Origin of the sequence: Paraburkholderia caffeinilytica, assembly GCF_051027425.1 — a bacterium.
In the GTDB taxonomy this organism is placed as follows: Bacteria; Pseudomonadota; Gammaproteobacteria; order Burkholderiales; family Burkholderiaceae; genus Paraburkholderia; species Paraburkholderia caffeinilytica_A.
Genome location: NZ_CP186552.1, coordinates 3798250 through 3815362, shown reverse-complemented (window position 1 = coordinate 3815362; position 17113 = coordinate 3798250). Strand labels below are relative to the sequence as shown.

Annotated in this window: 17 protein-coding genes and 1 tRNA gene; 9 read left to right on the top strand and 9 right to left on the bottom strand. The window is 62.0% G+C overall.

Annotation, left to right across the window (positions count from 1 at the left end; genetic code table 11):
- Positions 1-58: 58 nt before the first annotated feature.
- The 3 genes from ACOSV0_RS16870 to dgoD all read right to left on the bottom strand — a co-directional run bounded on the left by ACOSV0_RS16870 (position 59) and on the right by dgoD (position 2128).
- Complete coding sequence (locus ACOSV0_RS16870; protein WP_434107259.1) at positions 59-289, bottom strand: YodC family protein; 231 nt, start codon at positions 287-289, stop codon at positions 59-61.
- A 26-nt stretch (positions 290-315) separates the two neighbouring features.
- The gene (locus tag ACOSV0_RS16865) at positions 316-618 is read right to left on the bottom strand and encodes a hypothetical protein (protein WP_408218326.1); all 303 of its coding nucleotides are present in this window, start codon (positions 616-618) and stop codon (positions 316-318) included.
- 361 nt (positions 619-979) lie between these two features.
- Positions 980-2128: a galactonate dehydratase gene (gene dgoD / locus ACOSV0_RS16860; protein ID WP_074765636.1), complete on the bottom strand. Its 1149-nt coding sequence runs from the start codon at positions 2126-2128 to the stop codon at positions 980-982.
- A 299-nt stretch (positions 2129-2427) separates the two neighbouring features.
- Between dgoD and ACOSV0_RS16855 the strand changes: the two genes are divergently transcribed.
- Positions 2428-3141: a FadR/GntR family transcriptional regulator gene (locus ACOSV0_RS16855; protein WP_434110320.1), complete on the top strand. Its 714-nt coding sequence runs from the start codon at positions 2428-2430 to the stop codon at positions 3139-3141.
- Between the two features lie 57 nt (positions 3142-3198).
- Here the strand turns inward: ACOSV0_RS16855 and ACOSV0_RS16850 are convergent, their stop codons facing one another.
- Complete coding sequence (locus ACOSV0_RS16850; RefSeq protein WP_434107258.1) at positions 3199-4734, bottom strand: DHA2 family efflux MFS transporter permease subunit; 1536 nt, start codon at positions 4732-4734, stop codon at positions 3199-3201.
- A gap of 146 nt (positions 4735-4880) precedes the next feature.
- Here ACOSV0_RS16850 and ACOSV0_RS16845 point away from each other — a divergent pair, with 146 nt between their 5' ends.
- Positions 4881-5324, top strand: coding sequence for a MarR family winged helix-turn-helix transcriptional regulator (locus ACOSV0_RS16845; protein ID WP_434107257.1), 444 nt, complete (start codon positions 4881-4883; stop codon positions 5322-5324).
- 157 nt (positions 5325-5481) lie between these two features.
- On the opposite strand, the gene ACOSV0_RS16840 is transcribed toward ACOSV0_RS16845, so the two are convergent.
- The 5 genes from ACOSV0_RS16840 to ACOSV0_RS16820 all read right to left on the bottom strand — a co-directional run bounded on the left by ACOSV0_RS16840 (position 5482) and on the right by ACOSV0_RS16820 (position 10290).
- On the bottom strand, positions 5482-5817 hold the full coding sequence (locus ACOSV0_RS16840; RefSeq protein WP_434110319.1) for a hypothetical protein: 336 nt from the start codon (positions 5815-5817) through the stop codon (positions 5482-5484).
- A gap of 85 nt (positions 5818-5902) precedes the next feature.
- Positions 5903-5979, bottom strand: a tRNA-Met gene (locus ACOSV0_RS16835).
- An 86-nt stretch (positions 5980-6065) separates the two neighbouring features.
- On the bottom strand, positions 6066-7724 hold the full coding sequence (locus ACOSV0_RS16830) for an MFS transporter (RefSeq protein ID WP_434107256.1): 1659 nt from the start codon (positions 7722-7724) through the stop codon (positions 6066-6068).
- A 229-nt stretch (positions 7725-7953) separates the two neighbouring features.
- A complete protein-coding gene (locus ACOSV0_RS16825) occupies positions 7954-9492 on the bottom strand; it encodes a sensor histidine kinase N-terminal domain-containing protein (protein ID WP_434107255.1) in 1539 nt (512 codons plus the stop codon).
- A 9-nt stretch (positions 9493-9501) separates the two neighbouring features.
- Positions 9502-10290, bottom strand: coding sequence for a response regulator (locus ACOSV0_RS16820; RefSeq protein WP_434107254.1), 789 nt, complete (start codon positions 10288-10290; stop codon positions 9502-9504).
- A 233-nt stretch (positions 10291-10523) separates the two neighbouring features.
- On the opposite strand from ACOSV0_RS16820, the gene recA reads away from it, so the two are divergent.
- The 7 genes from recA (at position 10524) to ACOSV0_RS16785 (ending at position 17045) form a co-directional block, all read left to right on the top strand.
- Positions 10524-11600 carry a recombinase RecA gene (recA, locus tag ACOSV0_RS16815; RefSeq protein ID WP_434107253.1) on the top strand — a complete coding sequence of 359 codons (1077 nt, stop codon included), beginning with the start codon at positions 10524-10526 and terminating at the stop codon, positions 11598-11600.
- A gap of 7 nt (positions 11601-11607) precedes the next feature.
- The gene (gene recX, locus ACOSV0_RS16810) at positions 11608-12333 is read left to right on the top strand and encodes a recombination regulator RecX (protein ID WP_434107252.1); all 726 of its coding nucleotides are present in this window, start codon (positions 11608-11610) and stop codon (positions 12331-12333) included.
- A 177-nt stretch (positions 12334-12510) separates the two neighbouring features.
- Positions 12511-13251, top strand: a complete 741-nt coding sequence (locus ACOSV0_RS16805) for a DUF2889 domain-containing protein (RefSeq protein WP_434107251.1) — start codon at positions 12511-12513, stop codon at positions 13249-13251.
- Positions 13248-14417, top strand: coding sequence for an ADP-forming succinate--CoA ligase subunit beta (gene sucC / locus ACOSV0_RS16800; protein WP_120303042.1), 1170 nt, complete (start codon positions 13248-13250; stop codon positions 14415-14417). Before ACOSV0_RS16805 ends, sucC begins: the two co-directional genes overlap by 4 nt.
- A gap of 149 nt (positions 14418-14566) precedes the next feature.
- Positions 14567-15448, top strand: a complete 882-nt coding sequence (gene sucD, locus ACOSV0_RS16795) for a succinate--CoA ligase subunit alpha (RefSeq protein ID WP_030101039.1) — start codon at positions 14567-14569, stop codon at positions 15446-15448.
- Positions 15449-15593: 145 nt separating this feature from the next.
- The gene (locus ACOSV0_RS16790; protein WP_434107250.1) at positions 15594-16298 is read left to right on the top strand and encodes a TerC family protein; all 705 of its coding nucleotides are present in this window, start codon (positions 15594-15596) and stop codon (positions 16296-16298) included.
- Positions 16299-16421: 123 nt separating this feature from the next.
- A complete protein-coding gene (locus tag ACOSV0_RS16785) occupies positions 16422-17045 on the top strand; it encodes a pilin (protein WP_434107249.1) in 624 nt (207 codons plus the stop codon).
- Positions 17046-17113: the final 68 nt, after the last annotated feature.

Here is a 17113-nt window from a genome sequence, read left to right as displayed (position 1 = left end):
GCGTGCGGCGCAATACACACGGTCGCCCGGCGGTGGCCGGCTGATCCGTTACTGCTCTCTAGGCGGTGAGCGCGTTGCGCGCCCGTTCCAGCGTTTCTTCCGGAAACATCTCCTGCTGCAGCGCTCCGTCATCGCCGAACCACTGGCAGATCAGCCAGTTGCCCGGCGCGAACAGCACCGGTCCGGTCCAGGTGGCCGTCATCGGGCGTCCGCCGGACTTGAGCGTCAGGACGTCGCCGGCGTGGTAGGCGGGTTTTGCGGGCCTTGCGGGTCTCTTTCCCAGTCGCATGATGGGTTTCCGTTCGATGAAACCGATTATTCGAGGCCGAGCCGGTGGCCGAGAATCGGCGCGCAGAAGAGGGCGATCGCGCAGCCCGCTGCCTTGCCTTCCAGTGCCGCGCCGGCGGCGCGCGAGCCGTACATATGCGTCAACAGATCGAAGAGTTGCGGCAGGCAGTACAGCACCGCGGCGGCGATAAAGCATTTTTCGACGACCGAGATGCGCCAGCCGCGTTCATAGGCGAGCATCGCGCCGAGGATGCGAAGCACGCCGAACACCACCAGCGCGCCGACGGCAGCCTGTTCGCGGATCAGATAGTCAGGAAGGAATTCGCCCATGATGTTCCCCAATGCATTTGTCGTTTGAATGCATTTGAGCAAGGAGTGGGCCATGCGTATGTCTGATACCGGACAAATGGCGTAAAAGCCTTTTCCAGTAAGGTTTTTAGCGATGTGTGGAGGTGCCCGGAAGGGGGCGGAAACCGCGATTCTCGGCCCTGTCGGACCGGGATGTTACGTAACTGCGAAGCCGCGGACGTGACGTGACCGTAACGCGTGGCTGCCGTTTGCTCGAGGCACGCCCTGCTCGATATGTCGCCGGATTCGTACCCTGAGGGCCGGCCAGCGCCGGAAAAGACAACGCCGCCCGCAGGCGGCGTTCAGTCACTTAGTCATTCATTCAGGCAAACCGCTCACACGCTTACCATTCCGCGACGCTGCCATCCTCGTGACGCCACACCGGATTGCGCCAGCGGTGGCCGACCTTCGCCATCTCGCGCACCTTCTCCTCGTTCACTTCGATACCGAGGCCCGGGCCTTGGGGAATCGACACGAAGCCGTCTTCGTATTTGAAGACTTCGGGATTCTTGATGTAATCGAGCAGGTCGTTGCCCTGGTTGTAGTGAATGCCCAGGCTCTGCTCCTGGATGAATGCGTTGTAGCTCACCGCGTCGATCTGCAGGCAGGTGGCCAGCGCGATCGGGCCGAGCGGGCAGTGCAGCGCGAGCGCGACGTCGTACGCCTCAGCCATCGAGGCGATCTTGCGGCACTCGGTAATCCCGCCCGCGTGCGACGCGTCCGGCTGGATGATGTCGACGTAGCCGCCCGACAGGATGTGCTTGAAGTCCCAGCGCGAATACAGACGTTCGCCCAAAGCGATCGGCGTGTTGGTCTGATTGACGATGTCGCGCAAGGCTTCCGCGTTTTCCGACAGCACCGGCTCTTCGATGAAGAGCAGCTTGTACGGATCGAGTTCTTTGGCCAGCACCTTCGCCATCGGCTTATGCACGCGGCCGTGGAAGTCCACGCCGATGCCGATGTTCGGCCCAACCGCTTCGCGCACGGCGGCCACGTTGTTGATGACGCCTTGCACCTTGTCGAAGGTGTCGATGATCTGCAGCTCTTCCGAGCCGTTCATCTTCACCGCCTTGAAGCCGCGTTCGACCACGGCGCGCGCATTGTTCGCGACATCGCTCGGACGGTCGCCGCCGATCCACGAATACACCTTGATCTTGTCGCGCACCTGGCCGCCCAGCAGCGCATGAATCGGCACGCCATGATGCTTGCCCTTGATGTCCCACAGCGCCTGATCGACGCCGGCAATCGCGCTCATGGTGATCGGGCCGCCGCGGTAGAAGCCCGCGCGATACATCACCTGCCAGTGGTCTTCGATCAGCAGAGGGTCTTTGCCGATCAGATAGTCGGACAGCTCCTCGACGGCGGCCGCCACCGTATGCGCGCGCCCTTCGACCACCGGTTCGCCCCAGCCGACGATGCCTTCGTCCGTCTCGATCTTCAGGAAGCACCAGCGCGGCGGAACGATGAAGGTTTCGAGCTTGGTGATTTTCATGGTGTGCGTCTCCTTGCGGCCTGGGTGCCTGCGTGTGCGGGTAATTTCGAGGATTCACATGCTACAACAAAAGCGCGTTTAAGTACTATTAATAGTATTATTGGTCAAATATTGGCTGGGTGTCGGTGTCGGTGTCGGTGGCTACGGTGTCGGCGACCGGGACGGCTGGCTACTTGCCGGGCGACGATAAAGTCGCAGTCGGGCGTTAGCCAGCGTGGTCGACGCCGGAACGGCGCCGAAGCCAGCGGTCGACAGATTGAGATGCCGGATAATCGCGATCCATTCCGGGCCCAAGCCCGATATCAATAGCGCCGAGAGGCCGCCGGGAGAAAACTATTCAGCACGATCTGCATGGGCGCGTCGCCCATCTGCTGGCGACCGCGATTCTGCGCGGCGACTACGCGCCCGATTCGATCCTGCCGCGCGAGGCGGAGTTGATGGACACCTTCGGCGTGAGCCGGACGGTGTTGCGCGAGGCGCTGCGTACGCTGACATCGAAAGGGTTGATCGAATCGCGTCCGCGGGTGGGCACGCGAGTGCGGCCGAAACACGCGTGGAATCTGCTCGATGCCGATGTGCTTGACTGGTATTCACGCGTCGCCGAGCCGATGGCCTTCGCGCTCAAGTTGCAGGAAATGCGCGAGATGATCGAGCCATACGCGGCGGGTCTGGCGGCAGCGTCCCACACGGCCGACACCTTCAATGCATTGGCGGCAGCGCATGCTGCGATGGTTGGAGCACGCAATGTCGACGAATGGGTGCGCGCCGATCTGCAGTTTCATCTGAGTGTGTTGACCGCCTGCAGCAACGAATTGCTGATCCCGCTCGGCACGCTGATCGAGCGCACGCTGGAAGCGCAACTGCGGCTGAATGCGAAACGCGCGGACGTGTTCAACGCGTCGCTCGCGGAGCACACGGCGGTGTTCGAAGCGATCCGCGATCGTGATGCGACGGCGGCGCGAGAGGCGATGGCGGGGTTGCTCGGAGTGACGCGCGGCAGAATCGAAGGATGAGCGTGGCGCGAACGCACCGCGTGTTTCGCCCGGCACCTTGCTTCCCAACCTTCTTCGCTAGTCCATCGCAGCATGCGCCACTGAAGCATCCGGCGCATGGTGCGCCGGACGGATCAACAGCAGCAGCGGAATGACCAGCAGCGTCGCTACGAACATCAGCTTGAAGTCGTTCAGATACGCGATCATCGACGCCTGCTGCGTAATCGATGCGTTCAGCGCCGCCAGGTCGTAATTCGAGCCGCTATTGAGCATCGGCTGGATTGCCGGATTGAACGGCGTGATATTCGCTACGAGGTCGGCATGCGAGACCTGCGTGTTGCGTGTCATCAGCGTCTGCACGATTGAAATGCCGATACTGCTGCCGATATTGCGCATCAGGCTGTACGTCGCGGTGCCGTCCGCGCGCAGCTCGGGTGTCAGCGTGGAGAAAGTGAGTGCGCTCAACGGCACGAACACGAGACCCAGGCCGAAGCCCTGGATCACGCCAGGCCAGACGATGTCCGACTCTGACAGCACGATCGTGTAATGCATCATTTGCCACAGCGCGAACGCTGAGATCAGGAAGCCGGCGAGCAGCAACAGCCGCGCATCGATACGCTTCAATAGCCGTCCGGCGAACAGCATGGCGACCATGGTTCCCGCGCCGCTCGGCGCCGTGACGAGACCGGTGGTCGCGACGGGATAGTTCATCAGGTTTTGCAGCATGGGCGGCAGCAACGCGCGCGTCGCGTACATCACCGCGCCGATCACGAAGATGAAGAATGTACCGGTGGCGAAGTTCGGGTCCTTCAGCAACTCGTATTTGAAGAACGATTTCTTGCCGACCGTCGCCGTATGCGCGAGGAAGAACGCAAAGCTGATCGCCGCGACCAGCGCCTCGATCACGATTTCATGCGAGCCGAACCAGTCGAGCTGCTCGCCGCGATCGAGCATGGCCTGCAGCGCGCCGATGGCGAGGCCCAATGTGGCAAAACCGAAGGCGTCGAACTTCGCGTCGTGCTTCGGTTCGCGCGCGGGCAGGAAGGTTGCTACGCCGAACAAAGCGAATGCGCCAATCGGCACGTTGATGAAAAACACCCAGCGCCAGTTGTAGCTATCGGTGAGCCAGCCGCCGAGCGTCGGTCCGAGAATCGGTCCGACCATCACGCCCATGCCCCATACCGCCATCGCCTGGCCCTGCTTTTCGCGCGGATTGATGTCGAGCAGGATCGACTGCGACAGCGGCACTAGCGAGGCCCCGAAAATCCCTTGCAGCAAACGCGACGCGACGATCTGCGTCAGCGTTTCCGACAATCCGCATAGCGCCGAGGCCACCGTGAAGCCGCCGATCGCGAAGATCAGCAGCCGCTTGACGCTCAGCCGGTCGGACAGCCAGCCGGTCAACGGCGTGGCGATCGCGGCCGCGACGATATACGAGGTCAGCACCCACGTGATCTCATCCTGCGACGCCGACAACGTGCCCTGCATGTGCGGCAGTGCGACGTTGGCGATGGTGCTGTCGAGCGTCTGGATCAACGTCGCGAGCATGATCGAGACGGTGATCATCGGCCGGTTGAGCGGGGCGGCGCTCGTCGGCGGGGAGTCGGAGGGCATGGGGGAGCGGGATCTTCGATATAGTAAGCATGCTTAGTATATCGGCTGCAGGCGCATGCGCCCACCAGGAATTATGCGGAGCCTGAATTGCGCCCGTTTGCGCCATTCCGACGATGACAAACGAAACCCTTTCGTATAATTCGCGCATGACTACCCAACTCGAAGAGCGCTTCGGCTTTCTGATTTCCGACGTCGGCCGCCTGACGGGCAAGCGTTACGACGATCTCGCGAAGTCATCGGTCGATCTGACGCGCGCGCAGTGTCGCGCACTGGCCTACCTCGCCCATTACGGCGACATCAATCAGGCGCGGCTCGCGGACCTGCTCGAAGTCGCGCCGATTTCGGCGGGGCGTCTGCTGGACCGGATGGAAGAGGGCGGCTGGATCGAGCGCACGGCTAATCCGGAGGATCGCCGCGAGCGCCAGGTGCGCATGACGCCGAAGGCCGAGCGCACGCTCGGCAAGGCCCGCAAAGTGGGCGATGAAGTCGCGCTCGAAGCGCTGAACGGTTTTACTGACAAGGAAGCGAAGCAGCTCATCGCGCTGCTGCAACGGGTGCGCGGGAATTTGAGCCGGCTGGTGGATCGTTGAAAGCACGGCTGCGTTCGCGATTGAGCAGGCGCGATCGATTACCGCGAGCGTGCGGCCCGGCTATTCCATTTCGGGCATCGCGCGCGCTCGCCTAGTTGATCTCGAACGCCGCAAGGGCGTGACTACTTCGTTGCCGCCGCCGCTTGCGAGCACTCGCTTATTTGGCCTCAGACGCCGCAACCGCACCGGACGGCTGGACCAGTTCGAAACAGGCTGCCCTGGTTTTCGTATCGGCCGGCGACGGGTCGATACATTTGAACGCGCTCTGATCGCGCTGGACGAAAATCGTATTGGCAGGGCCGGCATTGCCGTGCGCGTCGTTCACCACCGCGACGATTTTGTAGCCGTCCTGCAGCAGCGTCGAAAGCATGAGCGAACTGGCGCGCCACTGACTATCGGGCGACGTTTGGGCGTTGACGGTGAGCGCAGAGGCGGCGGCGAGAAGCGTGAGGGATGTGGTAGCCACGGCAAGCGCGGCGGTGCGGAACGTCATCAAGAAACCTCCTTGAAGTTGCTGTTTGGAAAGCCCAAAACAAAAAAGCCGCTGACCTTGTGGATCAGCGGCTTTTTCTTGCAACTGGTGGCGAATCAGGGACTCGAACCCCGGACCTGCGGATTATGATTCCGTCGCTCTAACCAACTGAGCTAATTCGCCGAAAGAAGCGAGATTATGAGGATAGGGCCGGAGGCTGTCAACCCCCGGCCCGCAACTTTTTTAAATCCCTTCGGTTGTCCGGCGCTTCAGTCCTGCGCGTAGATATCCGAGTTCTTGGTTTCCCTGACGAACAACATGCCGATCACGAGCGTGACGAGCGCGATCACAATCGGATACCACAGCCCCGAGTAGATGTCGCCTTTCGCTGCGACGATCGCGAATGCGGTGGCCGGCAGGAAGCCGCCGAACCAGCCATTGCCGATGTGATACGGCAGCGACATCGAGGTATAGCGGATGCGTGTCGGGAACATCTCCACCAGCATGGCCGCAATCGGCCCGTAGACCATTGTCACGTAGATCATCATGATCGTCAGGATCACCACGCTCATCGGCCAGTTGATCTGCGACGGATCGGCCTTCGGCGGATAGCCGGCGGTCTTCAACGTGGTCGCGAGAGTCTTGTCGAACGCTTTGCCCTGGTCCTTGGCGTCGGCGGCCTTGCCGTCATACGTGTTGATCACCGTATCGCCGACCTTGATCTCCGCCAGCGAGCCTGCCGGCGCTGCAACGTTCTCGTAGTTCAGGCCGGCTTTCGAGAGCGCGCTCTTGGCGATGTCGCAGGAACTCGTGAACTTCGCCGTGCCGACCGGGTTGAACTGGAACGAGCACTCGTCCGGGTTCGCGATCACGACGATCGGTGCTTTCGCCGTAGCCGCTTCCAGCGCCGGGTTCGTGTAGTGAGTCAGCGCCTTGAACAGCGGGAAGTACGTGCAGGCAGCAATCAGCAGGCCGGCCATGATGATCGGCTTGCGGCCGATGCGGTCCGACAGCGAGCCGAAGAACAGGAAGAACGGCGTGCCGATCAGGAGCGCGATCGCGATCAGGATGTTGGCCGTCGCGCCATCGACCTTCAGCGTCTGCGTCAGGAAGAACAGCGTGTAGAACTGACCTGTGTACCAGACCACGGCCTGGCCGGCGGTCAGGCCGATCAGCGCGAGGATCACGATTTTCAGGTTCTTCCACTGACCGAATGCTTCGGTCAACGGCGCCTTCGAGGTTTTGCCTTCGGCCTTGATGCGCGCGAACACCGGCGATTCATTCAGTTGCAGGCGAATCCACACCGACACGCCGAGCAGCACGATCGACGCGAGGAACGGAATGCGCCAGCCCCAGACGCCGAACGCGTCTTCGCCCATGGCCGTACGCACGCCGAGAATCACCAGCAGCGAGAGGAACAGGCCGAGTGTGGCGGTAGTCTGGATCCACGCGGTGTAGAAACCGCGGCGTCCCGCCGGCGCATGTTCCGCGACGTAGGTTGCCGCACCGCCGTATTCGCCGCCGAGTGCAAGACCTTGCAGCATGCGCATCGCGATGAAGATCACCGGCGACGCAATGCCGATCGACGCATAGCCGGGTAGAAAACCGACCAGGAAAGTCGACAAACCCATGATCACGATCGTGATGAGGAATGTGTATTTGCGTCCGACCAGGTCGCCGAGACGACCGAACACGATCGCGCCGAACGGCCGCACCGCGAAGCCCGCGGCGAAGCTGAGCAGTGTAAAGATGAAAGCGGCAGTCGGGTTGACGCCGGAGAAGAAGCTCTTGCTGATGAAGATCGCAAGTGAGCCGGCCAGATAGAAGTCGTACCACTCGAAAACCGTACCTAGCGACGATGCGAAGATCACCCGCTTCTCATCGTGCGTCATCGGCACGTGCGAGATTTGCCCGCCAACAGTAGCCATATGTCGTCTCCAATATTGATATGTGCACGCGGTCCGCCGGCAAAGGCGTTCCCGTGAAACCGATTATTGGAGTGGAAACTTACGGCGCACTGACGTGGCGGGGTGAAATGGCAGTTTCGGATGCAACGGGTAATTTGCATTAAAAATCGGTAAATTTACGATAAATGATTGCAACGTAGCGCTAACGTATCTCATTATGGCTAAGGGTGATGCGCGGATCCTTGCGCCCTTAGGGTAAGTCCCGTGGCCGTTTGAGTACCTGCAAGCTGACGCGCACGAGCGTTCCGGCAAGCCGTGGCGACGTTTGGTAGACGTTGTCGTCGATCGTCATCTCGCCGCCATGCATCGTGGAGATCTCGCGGACGATTGCCAGCCCGAGGCCGCTGCCGTCGCCTTCGCGGCCGAGAATCCGGTAAAAACGCTCGACCACCCGCGCGCGCTCGGCCACCGGAATGCCGAGCCCTGTGTCTTCCACTTCCAGGTGCACGAGCCGCGCCGTCACGTCGTGCCGCACCCGCACGGTGATCCGCCCGCCGGCCGGCGTGTAGCGGATCGCGTTGTCGATCAGATTCGAGAGCATTTCCCGCAGCATGACCGGATTGCCGTCGACTTCGAGCGGCTCTTCGGGCGCTTCGTAGCCGAGGTCCATCTGCTTGGCGAGCGCGGCCTGAACCCAGTCGCGCACGGCGTTGCGCGCCAGCTCCGTTACTTCGACCGGCGCGAAAATCTGCCCGGACATGCGATTTTCCGCGCGTGCCAGCGCCAGCAACTGGGTGACGAGACGCGCCGCGTGCTCCGAACTGGTGGCGATCTGTTCGAGCGAGCGATGGACTTCCGCGGAGGCGTCCTGGCGCAGCGCCAGCTCAGCCTGGGTGCGCAGACCGGCAAGCGGCGTTTTCATCTGATGCGCGGCGTCGGCGATAAAGCGCTTCTGCAATTCCATGTTCTGTTCGAGGCGCGTCAGCAGATCGTTGAACGACGTCACCAGGGGCTCGATTTCCGGCGGCGCGAGGCGGGCTTCGAGCGGCGACAGATCGTCCGGGCGGCGCGCGCGGATGTGGGCCTGCAAGGCGTGCAGCGGCGCGAGTCCGCGCGACAGGCCGAACCACACCAGCAGGATCGCCAGCGGCAGGATCACGAACTGCGGCAGGATCACGCCTTTGATGATGTCGTTGGCAAGCTGGCTGCGTTTGTCGAGCGTCTCGGCGACCTGCACCAGTACCGGCTGTGCGCGGGGCGTCTGCGGAAACTCGACCGTCGTATAGGCGACGCGGATGTCGTTGCCGCGCAGCACGTCGTCACGGAATTCGACGAGGCCCGGCGGTGGCCTGTCTTCCTCGTGCGGCAGCGGCATGTCGCGCTCGCCGCCCACCAGTTCGCCGCGCGTGCCGAGCACCTGATAGAACACGGTGTCGACGTTGTCGGCGCGCAGGAAATCGCGGGTGGAGTCGGGCAGCGACAGTTCCGCCACGCCGTTGACCGGATGGATCTGACGGGCGAGCACGTAGGCGTCGGTTTCGAGCGCGCGGTCGAACGGCCCATTGGCAATCGACTTGGCGACCAGGTAAGTGACCGCGAGACTCATTGGCCACAGCAGCAGAAGCGGCGCCAGCATCCAGTCGAGAATCTCGCCGAACAGCGAGCGCGGGCGCGCCTCGGCGGCGGCCTCGGTCTCGTCGGGCGGGGCGAACGGATTGGCGTAGCGCGCGTCGCGCGCCTCGTCGAGGTCCGCCGCGTGCGCCGTAGCGCGGTCTGCGCGTGCGGACATGGCAGTCCTCTATTTGTAGTGATGGCTCGCCGGCATCGCGGCCGACGCAGGCGAGGAGGGCGGCTCGGGCTCGGCGGGGGCGTGTGGCGCGAGCGCGTCGGCGCTCGTGTTCAGGTTTGCGTTCGCGGGCACGGCGGCCTTCTCGAGGCAGTACCCGAGGCCCCGCACGGTGATGATGCGCACGCCGCTCGGCTCGATCTTCTTGCGCAGCCGGTGCACATAGACTTCGATCGCGTTATTGCTGACTTCCTCGCCCCATTCGCATAGATGGTCGACGAGCTGTTCCTTCGACACCAGCCGGCCGATCCGCTGCAACAGTACTTCGAGCAAGCCGAGTTCGCGCGCCGACAGGTCGATGACCTGCTCGTTGACGTAGGCGATCCGGCCGACCTGGTCGAACGAGAGCGAGCCATGCCGCACCACGGTCGGGCCGCCGCCCGCGCCGCGCCGGGTCAGGGCGCGCACGCGCGCCTCGAGTTCATTCAGCGCGAAGGGCTTGGCCATGTAATCGTCGGCGCCGAGATCGAGGCCTTTGACGCGTTCGTCGACGCTGTCCGCCGCCGTGAGAATCAGCACCGGCACGGTCGAGTTGCGGGCGCGCAGGCGGCGCAGGACCTCAAGCCCCGACATGCGCGGCAGGCCCAGATCGAGGATCAGCAGGTCGAAAGTTTGCATCGAAAGCGCGGTGTCGGCCTCGACTCCGCTCTTCACATGATCGACGGCATAGGCCGATTGGCGGAGTGATCGAACCAGACCGTCCGCGAGTATGCTGTCGTCTTCGGCAATCAGAATTCGCATGGTGCGCCAACCTGGCCTTGCCGGCACCGAGGGGTGACCTCCCGGCGCACAGCGGTCTCCGAAAATTATTGTGGGTAGTTGGGCAGCGCGACGGTAAAAATGCGCGTTCGCATGAGAATCGCGCTTGCCAAAACTACTGTTTTTTTATACAGTGTCTGGGTTTCGTGTGCTGTCCTCTAAGAACGGGCCGCACATCTGCCTCAGACGCCGTTCATCATAGCAAAGGACGATTCATGGAAGAAAGCAAGAAAGGCTCGGCTGGACTGACTGCTGAAAAGAGCAAGGCACTCGCTGCCGCGCTTGCGCAGATTGAAAAGCAGTTCGGCAAAGGGTCGGTCATGCGGCTCGGCGCAGGTGAGGCGGTCGAAGATATCCAGGTGGTCTCAACGGGATCACTTGGCCTCGACATCGCACTGGGCGTCGGCGGTTTGCCGCGTGGCCGGGTGGTCGAAATTTACGGTCCGGAATCGTCCGGTAAAACCACGCTGACGCTGCAAGTCGTCGCCGAAATGCAAAAGCTCGGCGGCACGGCAGCGTTTATCGACGCGGAACACGCGCTGGATATCCAGTACGCGGGCAAGCTCGGCGTGAACGTCAACGACCTGCTGGTTTCGCAGCCGGACACCGGCGAACAGGCGCTTGAAATTGCCGACGCACTGGTGCGCTCGGGTTCGATCGACATGATCGTGATCGACTCGGTCGCGGCACTCGTGCCGAAGGCCGAAATCGAAGGCGAAATGGGCGACTCGCTGCCGGGTCTCCAGGCGCGTCTGATGTCGCAAGCGCTGCGCAAGCTCACCGGCACGATCAAGCGTACCAACTGCCTCGTGATCTTCATCAACCAGATCCGTATGAAGATCGGTGTGATGTTCGGCAACCCGGAAACCACCACGGGCGGTAACGCGCTGAAGTTTTACGCGTCGGTGCGTCTGGACATTCGCCGGATCGGTTCGATCAAGAAGAACGACGAAGTGATCGGTAACGAAACGCGCGTGAAGGTGGTGAAGAACAAGGTTGCGCCGCCGTTCCGCGAAGCGATTTTCGACATTCTGTACGGCGAGGGCATTTCCCGTCAGGGCGAAGTCATCGACCTGGGTGTGCAGGCGAAGATCGTCGACAAGGCCGGCGCCTGGTACAGCTACAACGGCGAACGTATCGGTCAGGGCAAGGACAACGCGCGGGAATTCCTGCGTGAAAATCCGGAAATCGCCCGTGAGATCGAAAACCGTATCCGCGAATCGCTGGGCGTGAATGCCATGGCGGAAGCGGTAACCGGTGCAGCCGCCGAAGTCGCGGGCGAAGAAGAGTAACCATCACGTGATACGCAAGGGCCGGCCGTTGTCCAATGCTGGACGTAATGCGGACGGCCCGCGTGACGGTAGGGGCGGTGACGGTGGCGACGATTCGTTCGATCCCTTCGAATCGTTCGATGCGCACGATCGCGCCGCAGGTCGCGCTACAGGTCGCCAGCCGCAGTCTGATTCTTCTGCGTCAGCCGCGGCGGACCCGTCTGAATCCACCTATACACGCTCGCGTCGCACACCTGGCGAGGCAAAGTCAGGGCAGGACGACGAAAAAAAATCCCAACGCCCGGCCCGTTCGTTAAAAGGACGTGCACTCGGCTATTTGTCCCGGCGTGAATACAGCCGCTCCGAACTGGCGCGCAAGCTAAAGCCGTTCGTCGAAGAAACCGATTCGCTCGACACCTTGCTCGATTCGCTGGAAGCCGAAAACTGGCTGTCCGATTCGCGGTTTGCCGAAAGCCTGATTCATCGGCGTTCGTCACGGTTGGGCGCGAGCCGGATCGTCGGCGAATTGAAGCAACATGCGGTCGACCAAACGCTGGTCGAAGAGGCCAGTGCGCAACTGCGCGAAACCGAACTGGCACGTGCCCAAGCCGTCTGGAAAAAGAAATTCGGCCGGCTTCCCGAAACCGCGGCCGAGCGCGCAAAGCAGGCGCGCTTTCTGGCCTCGCGCGGTTTCTCCGGTGCCACGATCGGCAAAATCCTCAAAGGGTTCGACGAGGAGTGGAACGGTGAGTAGCTAGATACCGCACTGCTCCTCGCGCGAAAACCTCCGCGCTTCGCCGCCGCGCGCCAGCTTTGAGATAGCGTCTACCGCACTTCCCGGCCCACCGGGCGGCCCTGCGCATTCCGGACTGTCTCAAATACCCAGTATGCTAAAATCCGGGGGTTTTCCAATCCGGCCTTTCCTTTCCGCATGCCGCTCTCCCCGCCAGTATCCCGTCAGTTGCGCCATCGTCGCGCAATCAGAGCGGAAGCCTATGAGCGAGCCGATGGCCTGTGGGATGTGGAAGCATGTTTGACCGACGAAAAACCGCGCGATGTGGTGCTTGCGTCGGGCATCCGGCCCAATGGTCAGCCGATCCATGAACTCTGGCTTCGCATCACCATCGATCGCAAGCTCAACGTCGTCGACGCCGAAGCGTCGTCCGACTGGGTGCCCTATCCAGGTTTGTGCCAAGCCAGCAATCCCGCCTATCGTGCCCTCATCGGGCTCAATCTGTTCAACAACTTCCGTCGCGATGCTGCCCGTTTGCTGGCCGGCACGGCTGGCTGCACGCATCTCACCGAGTTGTGTGCGCTTCTGCCGACCGCTGCAATCCAGGCGTTCGCCGGCGACGTGTGGAACACCAATGGCGGCACGCCGGGCGCGGAGACGAGTTCAGGGAGCGACTCGTCACACAGCACAGACGAGCATTCCAACGACAAACCGCCATTCCATCTGGGACGCTGCCACGCGCTGCGTTTCGACGGCGAGGCGGTGCAACAGTTTTATCCGCGCTGGTATGGCCGCGCTCCGTATACAGCGGATCGCGCGGCATCGTCAGGCGACGGCGCAGCCCGCCAGACAGGTGAGGGCGGCAACACGTCCGGCATGAACGACGGCAGCGGAAACGATGTTCAATCCAACTCTCAGACTGAAGGGAATCACGCATGAAGATTCACGAGTACCAGGGTAAGGAAATCCTGCGGAAATTCGGCGTCGCGGTACCGCGCGGCAAGCCGGTCTTCTCGGTGGATGATGCGGTCAAGGCCGCGGAAGAGCTCGGCGGCCCGGTATGGGTCGTGAAGGCTCAGATCCACGCGGGTGGCCGTGGCAAGGGCGGCGGCGTGAAGGTCGCCAAGTCGCTGGAACAGGTTCGTGAATTCTCGAACCAGATCCTCGGCATGCAGCTCGTCACGCACCAGACCGGTCCGGAAGGCCAGAAGGTGAATCGTCTGCTGATCGAAGAAGGCGCTGACATCAAGAAGGAACTGTATGTCGGCCTCGTGATCGATCGCGTTTCGCAGAAGATCGTCGTGATGGCATCGAGCGAAGGCGGCATGGACGTCGAAGAAGTCGCGGAAAAGACGCCTGAGCTGATCCACAAGATCGCCGTCGACCCGTCGACCGGTCTGAAAGACGCCGAAGCCGACGAGCTCGCAACGAAGATCGGCGTGCCCGCCGCTTCGCTGCCGCAAGCACGCGCGATCCTGCAAGGCCTGTATAAGGCATTCTGGGAAACCGACGCATCGCTGGCCGAAATCAACCCGCTGATCCTGACCGGCGACGGCAAGGTCATCGCGTTGGACGCGAAATTCAACTTCGATTCGAACGCACTGTTCCGTCACCCGGAAATCGTCGCGTATCGCGATCTGGACGAAGAAGATCCGGCTGAAGTCGAAGCGTCGAAGTTCGACCTCGCCTACATCTCGCTCGACGGCAACATCGGCTGCCTCGTGAACGGCGCTGGCCTCGCAATGGCAACGATGGACACCATCAAGCTGTTCGGCGGCGAACCGGCGAACTTCCTGGACGTGGGCGGTGGCGCCACGACCGAGAAGGTCACGGAAGCGTTCAAGATCATGCTGAAGAACCCGAACCTGACCGCGATTCTGGTCAACATTTTCGGCGGCATCATGCGTTGCGACGTGATCGCGGAAGGCGTGATCGCGGCGTCGAAGGCCGTGTCGCTGAAGGTGCCGCTCGTCGTCCGCATGAAGGGCACGAACGAAGACCTGGGCAAGAAGATGCTCGCTGAATCCGGCCTGCCGATCATTGCGGCAGACAGCATGGAAGAAGCGGCTCAGAAGGTCGTCGCGGCCGCTGCGGGCAAGGCGTAAGCCAAACCCCGAGCGGCTTTTGCCAGGGCTTTTGCCAGGATTAACCAGGATTACGAATGGCGGCGCGTGAGTGGCGCAACAGCGACGCGGGCGAGAACATTCCGCGTCGCGGCGCCACCGCATGACGCCAAACGAACAGAGGTCAATACATGTCGATTCTGATTAACAAAGACACCAAGGTCATCACGCAGGGCATTACCGGCAAGACCGGTCAGTTCCACACGCGTGCTTGCCGTGAATATGCAAACGGCCGCGAAGCGTACGTTGCAGGCGTGAACCCGAAGAAGGCCGGCGAAGATTTCGAAGGCATTCCTATCTACGCTAGCGTCGCTGAAGCCAAGGCTGAAACGGGCGCGACCGTGTCGGTGATTTACGTTCCGCCGGCAGGCGCTGCTGCCGCCATCTGGGAAGCCGTCGAAGCCGACCTGGATCTCGCCATCTGTATCACGGAAGGCATTCCTGTCCGTGACATGATCGAGCTGAAGGCACGCATGCGCGCAAAGAACAGCAAGACGCTGCTGCTCGGACCGAACTGCCCGGGCACGATCACGCCGGACGAACTGAAGATCGGCATCATGCCGGGTCACATCCACCGCAAGGGCCGCATCGGCGTCGTGTCGCGTTCGGGCACGCTGACGTATGAAGCAGTCGGTCAATTGACGGCAATCGGCCTCGGCCAATCGTCGGCAGTCGGTATCGGCGGCGACCCGATCAACGGTCTGAAGCACATCGACGTGATGAAGATGTTCAACGACGATCCGGAAACGGACGCCGTCATCATGATCGGCGAGATCGGCGGTCCGGACGAAGCGAATGCCGCTGAGTGGATCAAGGACAACATGAAGAAGCCGGTGGTTGGCTTTATCGCCGGTGTTACGGCGCCTCCGGGCAAGCGCATGGGCCACGCCGGCGCGCTGATCTCGGGCGGTGCGGATACGGCTGAAGCCAAGCTGGAAATCATGGACGCATGCGGTATCAAGGTCACGAAGAACCCGTCGGAAATGGCGCGTCTTCTGAAGGCGATGCTGTAAGAACAAAATTCGCGCGCAGTGGCGGCGCGTTTTTGATACGCTTACGAAACCCTTTCGTGAGCAGGCAGTCCTAAAAAGCGGGGGAGTGTAGACTCCTCCGCTTTTTTATTGCCCGCGCGTCCGATCCCTCCTTATTCTTTTACTCATGCTCGAGTTCTTCGCCACGCTTCATTGGGGCGCAGTCATTCAGATCATTGTCATCGACATTCTGTTGGGTGGCGATAACGCGGTCGTGATTGCGCTTGCCTGCCGCAACCTGCCGGCTGAGCAGCGTACCAGGGGCGTGCTGTGGGGCACGGCCGGCGCGATTGTGCTGCGCGTGGCGCTGATTGCTTTCGCTGTGGCGTTGCTCGACGTGCCGTTGCTGAAATTCGCCGGTGGCCTGTTGCTGCTGTGGATCGGCGTGCGTCTGATGGCGCCGGCGCATGATGTCCACGAGAACATCAAGCCGGCCGACAAGCTGATCTCAGCGATCAAGACCATCATCATCGCGGATGCCGTGATGAGCCTCGACAATGTGATCGCGATTGCGGGCGCGGCCGAGGCGGCCGATCCGGCGCACCGCCTTGCGCTGGTGATTTTCGGGCTGGTGGTGAGCATTCCGCTGATCGTGTGGGGCAGCCAGTTGGTGCTGAAGTTGCTCGATCGTTTCCCGATCGTCATCACGCTCGGCGCGGCATTGCTCGGCTGGATTGCGGGCGGTTTGATCATCAACGATCCGGCCGGTGACCGCTGGCCGATTCTGGATTCGCCGGTGGCCGAGTACGGCATGAGCATTGCCGGTGCGCTGTTCGTCGTGATCCTCGGTTATCTGCTCAAGCGGCGCAACGCGAATCGCGCGGCGGTTTGACCTGCCCCGAACGCCACAACGTTAGCCATTCGGCTGACTGTGTGAAACGAGCACCGCTGGCTACGATTGAAACGCCTGTCCCCGATTCGAGGGCCAGGCGTTTTTCGTTTCAGGAGCCTGCCGATGATCGTTACTTTGCCGTACTCCCCTTATTCACACACCACGCTTGCCCCACGGAGTGTGTGCGAACGGACGCGCTGGACCGCGCCGCTCGCGCGTGTCCGCCGCCGTTTCGGTTTTGGCTTTACGTTGATCGAACTGATGATCGTGCTGGCGATTGTCGGCGTAATCGCAGCCTACGCAATCCCGGCGTACCAGGATTATCTGGCCCGCAGCCGCGTGGGCGAGGGTCTCTCGCTGGCCGCATCCGCACGGCTCGCGGTGTCCGAAAACGCCGCTAGCGGCACTGCGTTTGGGGGCGGTTATGCGTCGCCGCCCGGCACCCGCAATGTCGAATCCGTTCACGTCGACGACGACACCGGCCAGATCACCGTCGCCTTCACCGCGCGCGTCGCGCCGGCCGGGTCGAATACGCTGACTCTGGTGCCCTCGGTGCCGGACAATGCCGACGCGCCGACTGCGCGAATCGCCTTGAGCAAGGGCGTTGTGCAGGCGGGCGCAGTCACCTGGGAGTGTTTCGCCGGCGGCAAAACGGCCTCCTCGTTGCCTGCACCCGGCGCCGGACCCGCACCTGCCGATGCGCCGTCCTTACCGTCGAACCTTGCACCACCGGAGTGCCGTTCGTAAGTGATGGAATAAGCGATGGTGTGAAAGATCGGGTGAGTTGTTATTCGAACGTAAAGAGCTGATTTTCA

Bases quoted from the DNA above. Each gene is read 5' to 3' on its own strand.
- ACOSV0_RS16830 (WP_434107256.1), bottom strand. From the start codon at position 7,724: ATGGCTACTGTTGGCGGGCAAATCTCGCACGTGCCGATGACGCACGAT.
- ACOSV0_RS16865 (WP_408218326.1), bottom strand. From the start codon at position 618: ATGGGCGAATTCCTTCCTGACTATCTGATCCGCGAACAGGCTGCCGTC.
- ACOSV0_RS16790 (WP_434107250.1), top strand. From the start codon at position 15,594: ATGCTCGAGTTCTTCGCCACGCTTCATTGGGGCGCAGTCATTCAGATC.
- ACOSV0_RS16845 (WP_434107257.1), top strand. From the start codon at position 4,881: ATGACTACCCAACTCGAAGAGCGCTTCGGCTTTCTGATTTCCGACGTC.
- ACOSV0_RS16825 (WP_434107255.1), bottom strand. From the start codon at position 9,492: ATGTCCGCACGCGCAGACCGCGCTACGGCGCACGCGGCGGACCTCGAC.
- sucC (WP_120303042.1), top strand. From the start codon at position 13,248: ATGAAGATTCACGAGTACCAGGGTAAGGAAATCCTGCGGAAATTCGGC.
- sucD (WP_030101039.1), top strand. From the start codon at position 14,567: ATGTCGATTCTGATTAACAAAGACACCAAGGTCATCACGCAGGGCATT.
- dgoD (WP_074765636.1), bottom strand. From the start codon at position 2,128: ATGAAAATCACCAAGCTCGAAACCTTCATCGTTCCGCCGCGCTGGTGC.
- recA (WP_434107253.1), top strand. From the start codon at position 10,524: ATGGAAGAAAGCAAGAAAGGCTCGGCTGGACTGACTGCTGAAAAGAGC.
- ACOSV0_RS16840 (WP_434110319.1), bottom strand. From the start codon at position 5,817: ATGACGTTCCGCACCGCCGCGCTTGCCGTGGCTACCACATCCCTCACG.
- ACOSV0_RS16870 (WP_434107259.1), bottom strand. From the start codon at position 289: ATGCGACTGGGAAAGAGACCCGCAAGGCCCGCAAAACCCGCCTACCAC.
- ACOSV0_RS16850 (WP_434107258.1), bottom strand. From the start codon at position 4,734: ATGCCCTCCGACTCCCCGCCGACGAGCGCCGCCCCGCTCAACCGGCCG.
- ACOSV0_RS16805 (WP_434107251.1), top strand. From the start codon at position 12,511: ATGCCGCTCTCCCCGCCAGTATCCCGTCAGTTGCGCCATCGTCGCGCA.
- ACOSV0_RS16785 (WP_434107249.1), top strand. From the start codon at position 16,422: ATGATCGTTACTTTGCCGTACTCCCCTTATTCACACACCACGCTTGCC.
- ACOSV0_RS16820 (WP_434107254.1), bottom strand. From the start codon at position 10,290: ATGCGAATTCTGATTGCCGAAGACGACAGCATACTCGCGGACGGTCTG.